9 protein-coding genes are annotated in these 14,189 nt (G+C 64.0%); 7 read left to right on the top strand and 2 right to left on the bottom strand.

The features are described from left to right. Nucleotides 1-494 precede the first annotated feature (494 nt). From QDT69_RS05070 to QDT69_RS05050, 5 genes are all read left to right on the top strand, one after another. Nucleotides 495-1,931 carry an FAD-binding oxidoreductase gene (locus QDT69_RS05070; protein WP_279705534.1) on the top strand — a complete coding sequence of 479 codons (1,437 nt, stop codon included), beginning with the start codon at nt 495-497 and terminating at the stop codon, nt 1,929-1,931. A 99-nt stretch (nt 1,932-2,030) separates the two neighbouring features. Then, nucleotides 2,031-3,707 (top strand): hypothetical protein, encoded by a 1,677-nt coding sequence (locus QDT69_RS05065; protein WP_279705533.1) that lies wholly within the window; start codon nt 2,031-2,033, stop codon nt 3,705-3,707. After that, nucleotides 3,704-5,440: a ferritin-like domain-containing protein gene (locus tag QDT69_RS05060; RefSeq protein WP_279705532.1), complete on the top strand. Its 1,737-nt coding sequence runs from the start codon at nt 3,704-3,706 to the stop codon at nt 5,438-5,440. The genes QDT69_RS05065 and QDT69_RS05060 overlap by 4 nt, the downstream gene beginning before the upstream one ends. A gap of 118 nt (nt 5,441-5,558) precedes the next feature. After that, a complete protein-coding gene (locus QDT69_RS05055; protein WP_279705531.1) occupies nt 5,559-6,761 on the top strand; it encodes a radical SAM protein in 1,203 nt (400 codons plus the stop codon). A gap of 14 nt (nt 6,762-6,775) precedes the next feature. Then, complete coding sequence (locus QDT69_RS05050) at nt 6,776-8,197, top strand: FAD-dependent monooxygenase (protein WP_279705530.1); 1,422 nt, start codon at nt 6,776-6,778, stop codon at nt 8,195-8,197. On the opposite strand, the gene QDT69_RS05045 is transcribed toward QDT69_RS05050, so the two are convergent. Together QDT69_RS05045 and QDT69_RS05040 are read right to left on the bottom strand one after the other, a co-directional pair. Continuing rightward, nucleotides 8,130-11,231, bottom strand: a complete 3,102-nt coding sequence (locus QDT69_RS05045; protein WP_279705529.1) for an adenylate/guanylate cyclase domain-containing protein — start codon at nt 11,229-11,231, stop codon at nt 8,130-8,132. The genes QDT69_RS05050 and QDT69_RS05045 overlap by 68 nt on opposite strands. A 721-nt stretch (nt 11,232-11,952) precedes the next feature. Further along, a complete protein-coding gene (locus QDT69_RS05040) occupies nt 11,953-12,873 on the bottom strand; it encodes a LysR family transcriptional regulator (RefSeq protein WP_279705528.1) in 921 nt (306 codons plus the stop codon). Between the two features lie 344 nt (nt 12,874-13,217). On the opposite strand from QDT69_RS05040, the gene QDT69_RS05035 reads away from it, so the two are divergent. Together QDT69_RS05035 and QDT69_RS05030 are read left to right on the top strand one after the other, a co-directional pair. Further along, a complete protein-coding gene (locus tag QDT69_RS05035) occupies nt 13,218-13,631 on the top strand; it encodes a TadE/TadG family type IV pilus assembly protein (RefSeq protein WP_279705527.1) in 414 nt (137 codons plus the stop codon). Nucleotide 13,632: 1 nt separating this feature from the next. Further along, nucleotides 13,633-14,163 (top strand): pilus assembly protein TadG-related protein, encoded by a 531-nt coding sequence (locus QDT69_RS05030; protein WP_279705526.1) that lies wholly within the window; start codon nt 13,633-13,635, stop codon nt 14,161-14,163. The last annotated feature ends 26 nt before the right edge of the window (nt 14,164-14,189 follow it).

The raw sequence follows: 14,189 nt of genomic DNA, 5'->3' as shown, positions 1-14,189 counted from the left end.
CCTGCAAAAGGCCAATTTCGAGCCAGCAGGACCCCTTAAGTCACCGCTTCACCCGGTCCTCGACGGCCTGTTTTGAACAGGGCGATGGGAGGAAATTGCAAGCTTAATCCGGATGCCTCCGTCGTAATCCGGATCGCCCTGGCACTGACTGCGACCGCGTCGATGATTGAGCGGGCGCGGGGCCATGGCGTATTGGTCCTGCCGCAGTCGAGCCTGCCGATCACTGGGCGCGCGAAGGCATTGAAATTCGAAAAATGGACAGTCGCGACGTAGCTGCATCGCAGACCGGCGAAAATGATTTGGACAATGTGAGCTGGTTCACACTGTTTCGGCCGACTTGCGGATGATGTAGGCTAATTGGCAGGTACGGGGGCAGGGTGGTCATGAAATCGCTGGGGCGCAGGGAGAGGGAGAAGGCGCTTCGTGTCCAGGGTTGGGCGAGTGGAATCTCTTTAGACCCCCGATTTACAAAGGACGACCTTGCTGCCCTGACCATGAAGGTCCAGGGCGACATTGTCCTGCCGACCGACGCCGGCTACCAGCAGGACCGTCAGCTCGCCAACAATGCCTTCCAGAGCTTCCCGCAACTCATCGTCTATTGCGAGGTCTTTTCCGACATTCGCCAGTGCCTCGCCTTTGCGCAGCGCTGCGGTCTGACCGTCGCGGTGCGTTCGGGCGGCCACAGCACCGCCGGCCTGTCGGTCAACGACGACATGGTGATCGACCTCAGCCGGCTGCGCTACGTCGTTGTCGATCCCAAGGCACACACGGCCGTGGTCGGCGCCGGAACCAATATGGGGCATCTCAACGCCGCGCTCGACATCTATCATCTGCACGTTCCCGGAGGCAGCTGCCACGATGTTTGCGTGGCCGGTTTCATGCAGGGCGGCGGCTTCGGCTACACCTCGCGCTGCTTCGGTCTGAACTGCGACAACGTGGTGGCGATCCGCGTCATGCTTGCCGACGGGCGCATCGTCGTCGCCGACGACAAGGTCAACCGCGACCTGTTCTGGGCGGTACGTGGCGGCACCGGCGGCAATTTCGGCATCCTGCTCGAAATCACCTACCGGCTGCACGAGGTGAAGAGCGTCTGGGCCTTCCGCCTGCAATGGCCGCTGCGCGCGGGTTCGGACGATACCGTCCGCGCGGCGCGGCTGCTGTCGATCATCCAGAGCGAGCTCACCCGCAAGGCGCCCAAGGAGCTCGGCTACATGACCTTCCTCGGCTGGCAGGGCGACATGCCGTATCTGATCATCCGCGGCATGTATGTCGGCCCCGCCGAACGTGGCAAGGCGCTGCTGCAGCCGCTGCTCGATGTGCCTGGTGCCGAATGGATTAACGACCGCAGCGGCTCCTATGCCGAGATGATGCATCACCTTGTCAGCACGACGCCCGACCTGCCGCAGGTCCCGGATCTCGCGCGCGAGGACAAGCAGAGCGGATATGTGGCACGGCCGCTCGGGCCGGATGACTGGCAGGAGGTGATCGAGCAGTTCCTGGAGACGCCGAATAATTCGAGCATGCTGGCGATGGAGCACTATGGCGGCGCGATCTCGGAGCGTCACGAGAACGACATGGCGTTCGTGCACCGCCGCGTCGACATGGACGTCTATCTCGATGTGTTCTGGATGAATGAGCCGGAACGTGTCGATGCCGTTACGTTCCTCGATCGCTTTATGCGCTTCATGGAGCGCTTCTGTAACGGCCAATCCTATCAGAACTATCCGCGGCTGGCGCAGACCGATTATCGGCGGCGCTATTGGGGCGACGTCTTCGATGACCTGCTGGCGGTCAAGCGCAAATACGATCCGGGAACATTCTTCCGCAGCGCCCAAGGCATTTCCGCCGATCCGTCCCGGTCCGCGGCCGATCCTGTCAGCACTTTGACCGGTCTTCTTGACGGCATCGAGTCGGAGGCAGACCCGGTCTGAGTGGGTGTCGCGGCGTCGCAGACGTCCAACAGGGGTCGCGCGTCAGCGAGAGGAATGCTTATAGCGGGCATTTTGATCGATTGAGGGGGGACGAAATCCGTGGACAGTATGCTCGAGCTTTTCTTCCTGCCGCCGATGGCGATCGGCCGGCTCGGCAGCAGCGACGCACCGCTCGCGAGTTTTTCCTGGGCCGAAGCCAATACCCGCCACGATGCCAACGAGACGATCATCACGCCCGCGTTGTCGCTGCGCGTCGAGCCGGACGACTCGGTCGCGCCGTATCTGCCCGACGAGATCGATTTCAAGGACGAGCTTGGTCGGATCAGGCCGGTCGCGCCGTTTTTCGAATTGTGGGCCAAGATGCAGTCGCGCGAGGGCGGAACTGTCGATGTCCCGGTTACGCTCGACCTGCTGAAGCACCTCGGCGCCACGCCGCATAACGTCTCCTATGAGATCACGCTCGCCAACCACAAGGCCGCCCGCCGGGCCGGCGATCCCGCCTGCGCCTTCTCGGCGCGTGTCGTGGTCGCGGGCGACAATCACCGCCGGCAAGAACTGCTGGCGTTCAGCCCGCATACCGCGGGGCAGGAGCCTCTGGTGCGGCCGGAGCGCCCGATCCCACTTGGTACCTTTCAGGTGATACGGCCGGTCCCAAACAAGGATGAGGGCAGGGGCGTCGACCGCAGCATCCTGCGCGTCCGCTTTACGCCCCCCGCGGGCCTCGTCTACGGCCCGCCCACGGCCGTCAACGGACCTGCGCCGCTGGTGATGCCGGGCGTTTACGAGGCCGCCGGAATCCAGTTCGGCCGCGTCCATGAGATCGTCCCGCTGGAGCGGCGCATCCTCAATCCGGCCACCGTGTGGTCGAGGTACATCATGATGAACGGCCACTTCGAGGATCCGCAACCGCAGGATGGCTATGATGGTGCCGCCGTCGGTAATTTCCAGTCCTGGGGCTGCGTCGACGACACAAGCGACGGATTGATCGTCGCGACTCTTGCCGTGCACGGCCGGCGCTTCCGCGCCGCCGCGCGGGTGTTCAGCTCGCCGCCAGATTTTGCGCCCGATCGCCGGCCGTTTTTCAGCATCGGCGACGACATCGCCGATCGCGAGCTGCCGCCGCTGCCTACCGTCGACGCCGAGACCTTCAAGGTCAGCAAGGAGGAGATCGTCGATCTCTTCCATCGCGCGTTCGAGACGGCGAGTCTGTTCAACCTCGATGCGATCCGCACCCGCGCGCTGCAGGAGAATCGAGTTCGTCTCGGCAAGCATGTCGGGCCGCCCGGTCGCGACGAGCCGCGCGCCGGCGGGGAGAGCATGACGGCGCAGGACACACCATACGTCGATCGTCTCCCCATACTCGCACCCCAGGCGCCGTCGCGGTTCAGCGGGGCCGGCTTTGAATTGCCGCTGCCCTACACGGCCGTGATCACGCACGTGCATGCGGCGCTGAAGGATGAAGCGGTGCTGATCGACTTCCTGCGCCGACGTGCCGACGCGGTCGAGCGCGTGATCCGGCCGCCGTTCGGCCGGCTGCACGAAATTCCTGTCGAGCCCAACGCGGAGGCCGATCCGCATTTCCGCGACCCCCGTGTCTTCCGCGATCAGCTGCATGACATGCGGATGCCGCCCTATATGCGCGACGCCAACCTGCAGCCGCTCTCGCTGTCGTGGCGACAGTATCATTTGCTGATCGGCGTCATCGCCTATCTGCGGTCGACGGCCCCGCCGGAATGCAGCCAAACGAGCGCGATCAACCCGGGAGCAAGGCGATGAGTGGAGACAAGATATTTCCGCGCAATCTCACCGCGCGAGCGGCCCTGGCGGCCAGTAAGGTGATCGGCAATCCGGTCACGACCATGATGGAGTCCGGTGTCGCCAACTGTTTTCCCGGACTCGAGTTCGACGTGCGTATTCTGGACTGTCGGTTTTTTCCCGGGCTTGTGTTCCAGTTCATTGTGCCGCCGAAATACCCGGCGCCCGATGCCATTCCGAACCAGCATGGCGCGCGGCTGCTCTACACCGACTATCTGCTCGATCCGATGCTGCCGGAAACGAGCCGCGAGCCGTGGGTGCAGAACCTGCTCGACCAGTATGGCGGACCGCTCGCCACGACCTTCATGTCGGGCCGCTGGTATCTCGACTGGATCGAGCAGAACGGCAGACGCCTGCCGATGCGCGATACCCAGGGCAACTATCTCGACGGCTACACGGTCTGGCGGCTGGTGCGCGGGCTCGAGGCAGGTCGCGTCGAGATCGGAATCGAGCGGCGCGATCCGCCGGCGCCCGGGCCGGCGCAGGTCGTCGTGCTGAGCGGCTACCGCCGGCAATATGTCAACGCCGCCGGCCTGTTCGACGAGGCGTTCCGGCCCGGCGAGTTCACCCAATCGATGTGCAATCCATGGACTCACGATTTTCGAGATTGCGCCTGCCACTACTGGGCCTCCAACCATCCGGACGTGGTCACCGGCGGTCCATTGATGAGCGACAATCCCTCAGATGCCCGCGATCCGGCCGCTGCGCAGCGCCTCGACTGGCTGCGCCGTCGCGACGGATCGTCGGAAGTCTCGGCTTCCGCAACAATTGCCGAAAATCGCGTGTACCAGATCGATCATTACGAGATCAATCAGAGTTGGGAGAAGCTGCCATTCGTTCTGGAGGGACATGAGATCGACCGCCCGTACCGGCCGCCGCTTCCGAAATGGGGCGAGCCTCATCAGGATGCGGCCTGGCTGATCAGGGAACTGGAGAACGAACTCGCGGGGATGGAGATGGCGCTTGTCATCGAATATCTCTACGCTCTGTTCTCGCTGCGGCATCCGGACGAGGCCACCGATCCGGCCTGGCCGTCGCTGGCCGACGATTTGCGCGCGGTCCGTCAATCCATCCTGATGGTCGCGGTCGGCGAGATGACGCATCTGCGCTGGGTCAACCAGATGCTGTGGCTGCTCGATCGCGCCGGCATCAATCCGGGCTGGCACTACACCCCGGTCGTGAGCTGGTCGAACCGGATCCGGATCGCCGACCGGGCGACAAGGCTGGCCCCGCTTACGCCGGATGTGCTCAAGGACTTCGTTCAGCTCGAACGTCCGAGCGGCTATCTGACCGGCGTCTACGAGAAATGCGTTGCTACGCTCAAGGACGAAAAATATCCGCGCGCGGTCTTCGAGATCGCGTTGCGCATCGACGGCGAGGGCGGCGAGCACTACAGGAATTTCTGCAACGTGCAGCGCATCCTGAGCAAGTATCCGCGGGACGCGCACGGCGAATACCCTTACCTGCGTTCCGTGACGCCTCAGAGCACGCCGGAAACGCGCGCCGCGCTCGCCGAGTTCGACGCCATCCGCCGGTACCTTGCCAGCGCTTACAACGCAGAAGCGCGTGGCGACATGCCGGGCGCCGACAAGGGCATCACCGACGCCCGTGCGGCGATGGTGCGACTGCAGGCGAGCGCCGAGCAACTCGCGCAGCAAGGCCTCGGAATCCCGTTCCTCGATCCGCGGAGCTGACGCCGTGCCTGCCTCGGTTCAGCGCTTCGAGACCGCCTCGGGTGCCCATCTGCTGGTCGTGGACGGCAGTCGCATTTACGACCTGCCGCCCGGGCTCGACGCGGAGCTCAGGAGCGCGATGATCGCCGGCGACACGGCGATCGACGCATTGCTTGCGCGCTACGGACTGGGCGGTCTCGCGCATATCGACGATTCACCGATCAGCGATCCGCCGATGCGCTCCTTGTCGCTGGCGGTGACGCAAACCTGCAACCTCGCGTGCGGCTATTGCTATGCGCAAGGCGGCAGCTTCGGCGCACCGTCAAAACGCATGGAATGGCCGGTCGCGCGCGATGCCGTGTTGCAGCTGCTCGATCAGGCCGCGCCGGGCGACAGGGTCAACATCGCCTTCCTCGGCGGCGAGCCGCTGATCAACCGGCCGCTGATCGCGCGGACCACTCGGTTTGCCGCTACGGAGGCTGAACGGCGCGGTGTCGGCGTGGGCTTCTCGATCACCACCAACGGCACGCTGCTTGGCATCGAGGATCGTGACCTGTTCGACGAGCATGCGTTTTCGGTGACGGTCAGCCTTGACGGGATCGGCGAAGCGCATGACCGCCAGCGGCCGTTCCGCGATGGCCGCGGCAGTTTTGAGCGTATCCTCGCGCGGATCACACCGCTTCTGGAGAAGCCGGGCCGGATGCAGATGTCTGCACGCGTCACGGTGACACCGCTCAATCTCGAGCTGCGCCGCACCCTGGACGAGTTGATCGGATTGGGATTCGGCATGGTCGGCTTCTCGCCCATGCTGAGCTCGCCTTCGTCGAAGCTGGAAATGCAGCGGGGCGATCTCAAAACCTTGCTTGATGAATTGGTTGACTGTGGGAGGCAGTGCGAGAGCCGGATTTCCGCCGGCGGGCATTATCCGTTCGCCAATCTCATCGACGCGCTGCGCGAGCTGCATCGCGGGACTCACCGGCCCTATCCGTGCGGTGCCGGCGCGGGCTATATGGGTGTTTCGGCCGAAGGCGGTTTGTTCGCCTGTCATCGCTTTGTCGAGGATGACGCAGGCCGCATGGGTACGGTCACCGACGGACTCGACCACGGCCGGCGGAATGCCTGGCTCGCCGACCGCCACGTGCACCGGCAGGATCCTTGTCGCTCCTGCTGGGCCAGGTATCTCTGCGGCGGCGGATGTCACCACGAGGTGATCTATCGTGGCCGCCCAGCTTGCGACCTGATCCGTGGATGGCTCACCTTCTGCCTGCAGGCCTATGTCCGCATCTCTGACCGCCGACCGGACTTCTTCGCACAGATGGGAAGCGCACGCTGGATCGCCTGAGCACAGACATTGCCGTGATTGGCGGCGGACCGGCCGGCGCGATCTCTGCGCGGCAGCTCCGCCGGATGGGCTTTCATACCTGTCTGATTGAAGCCCGCGGACCGCTGCGTCCGGTCGTCGGCGAAGCGTTGCCGGTGACGACGCTGCGTCTTCTGCACCAGCTTGGCTTCGGCTCCGCTGTAGCCGAGCGGGACGCGCTGCGCTGCGACGAGATCGTGCAGAGATGGGGTGATGGCGACGCGACGGCACGGTCGACCAGCGTGGTCATGGTCGACCGCGGCCGGTTCGATCCGGCGCTCGTCGACATTGCGGCTGAGGCAGGCGTCGATGTCATGTGTCCGGCGCGGTTGCGTCGGCGAGACGAAACACCCGAGGGCTGGGATCTCGAGGTCGAAACCGGTGCGGGCATTGTGCGGGTCGCGGCCCGTTTCCTCGTCGACGCACGAGGGCGCCGCGCGGCCGGCAGTCGGCCGCTTGGTGCCGCGACGGTCGCGCTGTGCGCGCGTTGGCGCGGCGTCGCGTTAGCGGAGCAGCCTCAAATGCGCATCGAAGCGGCCGACGACGCCTGGCTCTGGGGCGCGCCGCTCGCCGACGGCTCGTTGGTCGTCCAGGTTTTCCAGCGGACGGCCGATTGCACTGGCTTGAGTCCCGCGTCGCGCGAGGCGCGCTACCGCGCGATCTTGCGCGGCGCGAAGCTGTTTTCGGGATGCGATGCGGGAGTCTTGATCGATCCGGTTCGCGCGCGCGATGCGAGTTGCCGGGTGGGGATCGAGCCCGTGACGCGAAACATGATCAGGATCGGAGATCGGTGTTTGGCAATGGATCCGTTGTCGTCGCAGGGCGTGCAGAGCGCGGTTCGCTCAGCCCTGCAGGGCAGTGTGGTGGCCAATACGATCTTGACCGGCGGCGATCGCGAGGCCGCCGTCGAATTCTATCGCCATGCGACGCACGCGATTGCAACGCGGCATCGCGAGACATCGGCCGCTTTCTACGCCGAGACGGGGAGCGGGGCTTCGCCGTTCTGGCACGAGCGGGTCGGCGCCCGCCGGACATCGGCCGGCATTGAGCCCGGCCGCCGAACCTTGCCGTCGCGCGTGCGGCTATCCCCCGACGCGCATCTGGTCGATCATCCCGCGATCGAGGGGGACATCGTGCGGCGGCGCCCGGCGCTGATCCATCCCCGGTTGGGCGAACCCACCGCCTTCGCGGAAGGCATCGCCCTGTCCGGCGCGATCACGTCGATCGAGCATGTGTATCGCGTCCCAGACATTCTGGCGCGGTGGGGTTCGATGATGCCCGAGGCGACCGCACGTGCGCTGCTCGACTGGCTAGTCCGTCACGATGTACTGATTGACGACGACAGCTCACCTACCGGTCCAGTGATGCCAACAGTTCGTCCGCCATCCGCAAGTCGGGCGTCGTGGCGCCCTGATTGAACGCCGCGCGGACGGCAGCGACGATGTCACGCGCCTCCGCTTTGCGTCCGGTTGCCGCTAGCAGATCGGCAAGGCTGACAGCGGCGCGCAGCTCCCAGCCGCGCGCGCTCTGCTGGCGAGCCTCGGCGAGCGCGGCGCGGAGCAGCGCTTCGGCCTCTGCCACGTTGCTGTCGCGCAGCAGCGTGGCCTGAAAGCGCAACAGCTCCGGCGCGAGCAGCCGTTCACCCGTCGATAGGGCGACCTCTCTCGCCTTGACGATCGTCTCGATCGCTTCGGCGAGGTTGCCGCACGTGGCCAGCGCCTCGGCCGTCATCAGCAGATAGAGCGGATAATAATTGGTGCCGTGGCGGGTCTGCAGCACGGCCTGCATAGTGTCCAGCACCTCGGGGTCCCTGTCCCCGTGCACCGTCCGGCAGAAGGCCAGGTGGAATTGCGCCATCTGGGTCGGAAGTCCGAACGAATTCCGGATGCCGACGTCGTAGGTCTGCTTCGCGATCTTGGCCACAGCATCCCAGTCGCGCGCGAACGCGCTGCGAATAATCCGGAACATCTCGGTCTGCGCCAAGCTGTAGCGGTGATTGAGGCGCGTGCCGTGTGCTATGCCCCAACCCTCCTGCGCAATCGCTGCATCGGGCAGACCCAGTACCCACAGGGTCATGGCGAGGAAGCTCGAAATCGTTTGCCCGTGGTCTGTCCCATAAACGAAGGCCAGCGGGCCGTCCGCCTCGGCGTCGTACAAGCTCATGGCGCGTTCGAGATGGACGCGGGCCTTTATTGGTTCGCCGGTGTGCAACGCGAGCATTCCGACCGCGCGATGGCCGAGCACCAGGGAAAACCGGTCACCGCTCGTTTCGGCCATCGCGAGCAACTCGCGGGCGATCTCACCGGTGGCCTCGTTGCGGGCACCGACCAGATGATACCCGAACAACCCGGCGAGGGCCTGGATCAGCGCCTGCCTGTCGCCGGTGCGCCGGCTCAACTCGCGGGCGCGCTCGAACGATTGTCCCGCGCCTTCGCCATGGGGTCCCTGGATCGCCCGCATCACGGCGCCATGCTTGAGCACGATCGGCAGTTCGAGGGCATCCCGCGCCGCATCCTCGGGTAGGCCTTCGATCAGATGCAAAGCGCGGCCCAGATGTGCGCTGGCCTCCGTGGAGGCCGAACGCTCGATGGCGCGATCGGCCGCACGCTCCCAGTGGCTGATCGCTATCCGCGCCCTGCCGGCCCGGTCCCAATGCTGGGCCAGCACTTCGGGCTGGTTGTCGTGGATGTCGGGAAACAGTCGCTCAAGCGCATCGGCGATCCGCTCGTGAATCTCGCGACGGCGCGACCACAACAGCGTCTCATAGGCCGCATCCTGCAGCAGCGCGTGCCGGAACACGAAGATGCGATCGGCCTGCTCGGTGCGCATGTGCAGCAGGTCGGCCCTGACCAATTGGTCGAGTCTGTCGCGCACTTCCTCCTGCGAGGGCTGCCCCAGCACGGCGTGGAGCAGGGTCAACGAGAATTCCCGGCCGATGGCGGCCCCGACCTGGGCGACTTCCTTGGCTCCGGGCAGGCGGTCCAATCGCGCGACCAGGGAATCCTGCAGTGTTACCGGGATGGTCGCCGATGTTGTGCGCTCGTCGAAGCCGGCCTCCGACGCCGTCTTGGTGAGTTCCTCGATGAACAGCGGAATGCCGTCGCCGCGGGCAACGATTCGGTGCAGTAATTCCGCCGGCATCTGCTGATGAGCCACCAGATGCTCGGCGATCGCCAGCGAGTCCTCTTGGTGCAGTCGCCCGAGATTGATCCGGGTGATGTGGGGGCCGTCCCCTCGTGGCGGTTCGAACTCCGGGCGCTGGGTCAGGATTAGCATCAGCGACAGCCTTGCGGCTTGCTCGATCAGCTGGTCGAGCAGTTCGCGGGTGGTCGGGTCGAACCAATGCAGATCCTCGCAGGCCAGCACCACGGGGCCTCGTGCGCAGTGCTGCGCGATCCAGTCGGCTTTCGCAGCGAAGGTGGCGCGCTTGCGCTGTTGGGGATCGGGATCAAGCCGCGGGTCGGCGTCGGCAGGCGGCAGCGACAGAGTGGCCGCGATTGCCGCTGCCGACATGGCCGGCAATGCAGGACCACTTGCCAGCAGCGCGCCGAGCTTCTCGCGCTTGACTGTCGCATCATCGTCCGGCTTGAAGCCCGCCGCGGACTGGAAATACTGGATCACCGGCCACAACGGGCTGTTTTGCAGATACGGCGAGCCATGCCAGCGGATGCGGATAGCGGTCGCGCTCGCGATCCTTTCATTGAATTCCTGCAAGAGCCGCGATTTCCCGATGCCGGCCTCGCCCGATAGCACCACCACCTGGCCCTGATGCGCCTCGGTCCGGCGCCACGCGTGCTCGAGCGCCGCGAGTTCGGGAACATGATTGACATAGGGCGTGAGCCCGGCAGCACGGCGCAGGTCGAACCGGTCGAGATGTTCGCGCCGGCCGATCACCCGCCAGGTATTGACGGCGCGCGGAAAGCCCGCGAGCTCGATCGGGTCGAGCGCCGTGCACTCGAACGAATTACCCACCAGCAGATGGGTCGCCTCTGAGATGATCACCTGATTGGAGCGGGCGACGCTCTGCAGCCGCGCCGCGAGATTAGCGGTCTCACCGGTGACGTCGTGCGATTGGCGGCCGATCTGCCCGACGACGACCTGGCCGCTCGCGATCCCGACGCGAACCTGCAGCGGCTTCCCCCTCGACACCAGCTTTCCCACGGTCTCGACGACCTCCAGCGCCGCATGGACGGCTCGCTCCGGGTCGTCCTCATGGGCCCGTGGATAGCCGAAATAGGCCAGAACGCCATCGCCGAGATAGCGCGCTACGAAGCCCTCAAAGCTCTGGATCGCGTCGGTGCAGACGCGTTGATACTGGCCGATCAGATCCGCCAGTTCCTCGGGATCGAGCTGGGTGGACAAGGCGGTCGAGCCGACCAAATCGCAAAATACCACCGAAAGGTGCCGCCGCTCGGCGCCACCGAACGACACCCCCGAAGACGCGTCCTGCATCCCGATGCTTCTTTCCATATAAGGAATATAGCGGAACAAAACCTACCAGAAAGCGACCTCGACAGGTGTGTGCTTACCGAGGCGCGCCGTTCTGAGCGTGTCATGGAAGCCGCCGTCGATCCCGACGCGGACAGTTGAGCCCGCGTCCGGAAGGCCAAGCGTGCATTCTTCAATCCCCTGAATCGGTCGAGCGATAATTATTCAGTAATTTCAATTACATAAACGTTCGTTGTGTTGTTCCGAGTGGCGCACCGTTCGGAATCGGATCACGAATTCTGAATGTTAGTATGTCTTAAGAGATCTTAGCTTACCGGCATCGAGGCGGTTCTTCGCCGCGAGCAAGACCCTCTCCTTTGTCTGCACATGCAGCGGTGTCGTCCGCGGGCAGGGAGGAGAGTGCGGTCTTCTGTTCAGTCATTGGTGGGATGCACTGCCTTTGATTGGATCTAATTGGAGATCGGTTGCTGGAGCTAGCTCAAACTTGCCCATGATGGATTGGAGCGAGAGTTTAACTTTCGACGAATTGCCGGTCCTCATTGGTCAGCATCTTGTCCATCACGGCAAGGAAGCCCTTCACGGCGATAGGGCCGGCCGACAGGAATGCCTCCGTGGAGGCGCTTGTGTTGCCGGTTCGACAATTTCGCAACAAGGGTCGCACCTTTTAGAGGCGCGCTTCGCGAGTGGCTTGCGTCAGTTCAGCAAAACAACAAGGGGCACTTCCTCATGTTGCCGCGGGGTTCAATCCGGACGTCGATTGACAATTGCTCACCTGGCGTATCGACTTCGTGCCGCTGAAGAACAGGCTGGACAACCGCTGCACCAGCGCCGTCGCACGGCTTCCTTCGAGGCCCGGGCGCACGTAGAGCAAGCGCTTGCGAGGCGGCAGTTCCGGCAGGTAGTAATCCTTGGCCGAAATGAGGAAAGACGGGATCATACGCGCGGGACACGCCGTCAAGCCGTACCCGGCCCGCGCAGCCTCCAGCCGCAGCTGCTGGTTCGGGCTTCGGAATACGATCTTGTACGAAATGTTGTGCTTGGTCAGCGTACGGATCATCCAGTCGTCGCCCGGACACGTCAGGATCGGGATTGGCGCACCTGGCCGGAGGACGAAATCCCGCGACCGCACCCACATCGAACGCTCGTCGACCTCATTGGCGATGGTGACTTCGTCTTCAGCTTCGAGCGATGGGTTACCGTAGACAAAGGCAATATCGATGTAGCCGTCGATCAGTCCCCTGATGATGGCCGGCGACATGTCGGCGTGAATCAGGATGTCGGCGAGCGCGTCGACCGGCTGCAGCTTGAGGAATTCTTCGGCCAGCATCGTGCTGATCCCGAGCCGCAGCGGCTGCGGACCTTCATTGTTGCCGCCGAGTCGCAGCAGTTGATCGTTCGCTTCGAGAATGCGCCTCGCCTGCTGAACGGCGACCTTGCCGAGTTCGGTGGTCGTCGTTCCGTTCGCCGTTCTGACGAAGAGCGTACCGCCAATCAGACCTTGCAAGCGCTTGACCTGCGAGCTTATCGCCGGCTGACTCAGGCCAAGCCGCTCGCCAGCCTTCGATAGGCTTCCAGTTTCAGCAATAGCAACGACAGTTCGAACAACCTCAGTCGGAATATTCAAGTATTGACGCGGTCTGTGCATCGCGAGCCCTCCAATCTCAGCACGGGACGCAACAGCGCCCCCCACATAATGTCGTTCAGCAATGCTAACGAATGGTTGTGGTGGCCACTAGATTCAATTTGTGGAGATATCGTCTCATATGCATCGTTACGTGCATTGCGGGCGGGCACATTGGCCGATGCGTGCTGATTTTCCACGGGTTACGCATCAAATTTTTTGATCCCCCCATAAGACGCTGCGCGTCCATCAAGTGTGTCGCTGCGGTCTGCGCCGATCACTGGCGCTAATTCGCGAAAGCGTTCTCATAGTTTTCCTTAATCAAAGCCTCGCAACGATGCGGACCGCTTAGAGCTGCGAGGTGTGCGATGTTCAGGTTCTTCCGCTGTCGAAGCGGCGCATCAGCCGTCGACTTTGCTCTGCTGTTACTGCTGTTTCTCGCCTTCATATTCGGCATCGTCGTGTTCGGCTCGTATCTGGCGATGGTGCACGGCGTTCAGCAGCTTGCCGCCGAGGCGGCACGTTCATCGATTGCCGGAATAACCGACAGCGAACGCAGCAGCCTGGCAACAAACTACGTCGCGGCGAATGCCTCAACCTACCCGCTGCTGGTTTCCGGCAATCTCTCGGTCAGCGCTGCGTCGTCACCGTCGAACGCAAACGTCTACGTCGTGACCGTGAACTACAACGCGGCTGGTAACTTCATCCACAAGCTGCCCTTCGTGCCCGCCCCATCGGCCACGATCGTCCGCTCGGCGGCGATCCAGTACGGAGAGTTCTAGAATGTCCGCGATACTGATGCTGTTGCGGCGTTTCCGCGCCGATCGCCGCGGCAACTTCGCCATCATGGGCGCGGGCCTGATGACCCTCGTCGTCGGCTGCGCTGGGCTTGCGGTCGATCTCGGCACGATCTTCGCCGACACACGAAAGACGCAGAGCACGGCGGACCTCGCCGCGATCATCGCCGCCAGCAGCCTCAACGATCCTGTCAATGCCGCAACCGTCACGCAAAACAACTATCCAGCCAGCGCGCTGGGCGAGCTCGCGACCGGAACATACACGGCGAACAGCGCCATCGCGCCGCAATCCCGGTTCGTGACGCCGGCAGTTGGCACCTCCGACGCCGCACGGGTCACGCTGAACACACAGACGCCGCTTTGCTTCGCGCGTTATCGCAGCTTCACGAACCGGACGACGGCCACCGCGGCGTCAACCGAAATGGCATCGTTTCCGATTTGGTCGCGGTTGCTTTCGCTCAATGGCGGCCTGCTCAACGCCGTGCACGGCGCTGTCGCTGTCGGTGATGGACCATAATGCCCTGCTCGGTGCGAACATCGACG

It is taken from the genome of Bradyrhizobium sp. CER78 (assembly GCF_029846235.1).
Taxonomy (GTDB): domain Bacteria; phylum Pseudomonadota; class Alphaproteobacteria; order Rhizobiales; family Xanthobacteraceae; genus Bradyrhizobium.
Note: the sequence above shows the minus strand (reverse complement) of the source record. Positions and strands in the feature narration are given on the sequence as shown.

What these genes read in the sequence shown, in the direction of transcription:
- QDT69_RS05070 (WP_279705534.1), top strand. Translation starts at nt 495, where the DNA reads ATGAAGGTCCAGGGCGACATTGTCCTGCCGACCGACGCCGGCTACCAG.
- QDT69_RS05060 (WP_279705532.1), top strand. Translation starts at nt 3,704, where the DNA reads ATGAGTGGAGACAAGATATTTCCGCGCAATCTCACCGCGCGAGCGGCC.
- QDT69_RS05055 (WP_279705531.1), top strand. Translation starts at nt 5,559, where the DNA reads ATGATCGCCGGCGACACGGCGATCGACGCATTGCTTGCGCGCTACGGA.
- QDT69_RS05045 (WP_279705529.1), bottom strand. Translation starts at nt 11,231, where the DNA reads ATGCAGGACGCGTCTTCGGGGGTGTCGTTCGGTGGCGCCGAGCGGCGG.
- QDT69_RS05040 (WP_279705528.1), bottom strand. Translation starts at nt 12,873, where the DNA reads ATGCACAGACCGCGTCAATACTTGAATATTCCGACTGAGGTTGTTCGA.
- QDT69_RS05035 (WP_279705527.1), top strand. Translation starts at nt 13,218, where the DNA reads ATGTTCAGGTTCTTCCGCTGTCGAAGCGGCGCATCAGCCGTCGACTTT.
- QDT69_RS05030 (WP_279705526.1), top strand. Translation starts at nt 13,633, where the DNA reads ATGTCCGCGATACTGATGCTGTTGCGGCGTTTCCGCGCCGATCGCCGC.